Annotated in this window: 2 protein-coding genes; both read right to left on the minus strand. The window is 66.0% G+C overall.

Annotation, left to right across the window (positions count from 1 at the left end; genetic code table 11):
* Window position 1: 1 nt before the first annotated feature.
* Complete coding sequence (locus HND91_RS22345; RefSeq protein WP_181708822.1) at window positions 2-1,735, minus strand: ABC transporter substrate-binding protein; 1,734 nt, start codon at window positions 1,733-1,735, stop codon at window positions 2-4.
* Between the two features lie 190 nt (window positions 1,736-1,925).
* A complete protein-coding gene (locus HND91_RS22350) occupies window positions 1,926-2,207 on the minus strand; it encodes a DUF2160 domain-containing protein (protein ID WP_181708823.1) in 282 nt (93 codons plus the stop codon).
* Window positions 2,208-2,209: the final 2 nt, after the last annotated feature.

Here is a 2,209-nt window from a genome sequence, read left to right on the forward strand (position 1 = left end):
GTCAGTTCGACTTGGCGTCGGCCCAGCTCTTGACGAGCTCGTCGTAGTTGACGGTCATCGGCTGCGGCTTCTCGTTCTCCAGCTTGGGCTGCGGGGCGAGGGTGCCGTTGGCCTTGGCCTGCTCGATCCAGTATTCCAGGCTTTCCTCGTCGTTCAGCTTCGGGCCGATGTCACCCTGCACGCCGGCGCGCTCCAGACGGGCGAGCACCTTCTCCTGCTCCTCGCAGAGGCTGTCCATGGCCTCCTGGGCGGTCTTGGCGCCCGACGAGGCGTCACCGATCGCCTGCCACCACAGCTGGGCGAGCTTCGGGTAGTCCGGCACGTTGGTGCCGGTCGGCGACCACTGCACACGGGCCGGCGAGCGGTAGAACTCGACGAGACCGCCGAGCTTCGGCGCGCGCTCGGTGAAGCTCTCGTGCCGGATGGTCGACTCGCGGATGAAGGTGAGGCCGACGTGGCTCTTCTTCACGTCCACGGTCTTGGACGTCACGAACTGGGCGTAGAGCCAGGCGGCCTTGGCCCGGTCGACCGGGGTCGACTTCAGGAGCGTCCAGGACCCGGCGTCCTGGTAGCCGAGCTTCATGCCGTCCTGCCAGTAGGCGCCCTTCGGCGAGGGGGCCATGCGCCAGCGCGGCGTGCCGTCCTCGTTCATCACCGGCAGGCCTTCCTTGACCATGTCGGCCGTGAAGGCGGTGTACCAGAAGATCTGCTGGGCCACCGCGCCCTGCGCCGGCACCGGGCCGGACTCGGAGAAGGTCATGCCCTGGGCTTCCGGCGGAGCGTACTTGCCGAGCCAGTCCAGGTACTTGGTGATCGAGTAGACCGCCGCCGGGCCGTTGGTGTCGCCGCCGCGCGCCACGCACGAGCCGACCGGCTGGGATTTCTCGTTGACGCGGATGCCCCACTCGTCGACCGGCAGGCCGTTCGGGATGCCCTTGTCGCCGTTTCCGGCCATGGACAGCCAGGCGTCGGTGAACCGCCAGCCGAGCGACGGGTCCTTCTTGCCATAGTCCATATGGCCGTAGACCTTCTTGCCGTCGATCTCGCGGCCGGTGAAGAACTCGGCGATGTCCTCGTAGGCCGACCAGTTGACCGGCACGCCGAGGTCATAGCCGTACTTGGCCTTGAAGTCGGCCTTGTTCTTCTCGTCGTTGAACCAGTCGTACCGGAACCAGTAAAGGTTCGCGAACTGCTGGTCCGGCAGCTGGTAGAGCTTGCCGTCCGGGGCGGTGGTGAACGACTTGCCGACGAAGTCGTCGATGTCGAGGCCCGGGTTGGTGACGTCCGAACCCTCGCCGGTCATCCAGTCGGACAGGTTGCGGGCCTGCTGGTAGCGCCAGTGGGTGCCGATCAGGTCCGAGTCGTTGATGTAGGCGTCGTAGACGTTCTCGCCCGACTGCATCTGCGTCTGGAGCTTCTCCACCACGTCGCCTTCGCCGATCAGATCATGCGTCACTTTGATGCCGGTGATCTCGGTGAAGGCCTTGGCGAGGGTCTTTGCCTCGTACTCGTGGGTGGTGATCGTTTCCGAAACCACCTTGATGTCCATGCCCTTGAACGGTTCGGCCGCCTTGATGAACCACTCCATCTCGGCGAGCTGCTCCTCCTTCGACAGGGACGAGGGCTGGAATTCGCTGTCGATCCACCGCTTGGCAGCCTCTACATCTGCGAAGGCGGGGGACGCGAACGTCATGACAACCACGGTGGCAGCCGTGGTCATGAGAATCCTGCGCATGCATTGTCCTCCCAGTTGCGCCCGATTTCCCTCGGGCCTTCCTCAACTCGGGGCGCGACCGTGGCAGCGGTCGCGTCCCGCATTTCCCAAGCGTCCGCGGCTGCCCGGCACCTCCCGCCGATCAGCCGCCGCGGCCGCCTGAACTTGCTCCGGGCCGCGCCGGCGGCCCCGAACGGTTTCGCCGTGGCGCTCAGACGAACCTGAACACCGCGGCGGCGTAGATCAGCGAGATCACCGTCGCCCACCAGAGCTCCAGGTCGGTGAAACCGAGCCAGGCGAGGTGGATGAACGCGCTGCCCAGAAGCGAGATGAACAGCCGGTCGCCGCGCGTCGTCTCGAAGCGCAGCACGCCGACCCGGGGATGCCCGCCGGGCGAGGCGTATTCCCACACGCCCATGGCGGCGATCATCGAGAAGATCGCGATAAAGAAGAGCGCCGTCGGCCAGGTCCAGGCCATCCAGGAGAAGTCCATCA

It is taken from the genome of Chthonobacter rhizosphaerae (genome assembly GCF_013839525.1).
In the GTDB taxonomy this organism is placed as follows: Bacteria; Pseudomonadota; Alphaproteobacteria; order Rhizobiales; family Pleomorphomonadaceae; genus Chthonobacter; species Chthonobacter rhizosphaerae.

Coding starts and splice junctions, on each gene's coding strand:
- HND91_RS22345 (WP_181708822.1), bottom strand. CDS start 1,735: ATGCGCAGGATTCTCATGACCACGGCTGCCACCGTGGTTGTCATGACG.
- HND91_RS22350 (WP_181708823.1), bottom strand. CDS start 2,207: ATGGACTTCTCCTGGATGGCCTGGACCTGGCCGACGGCGCTCTTCTTT.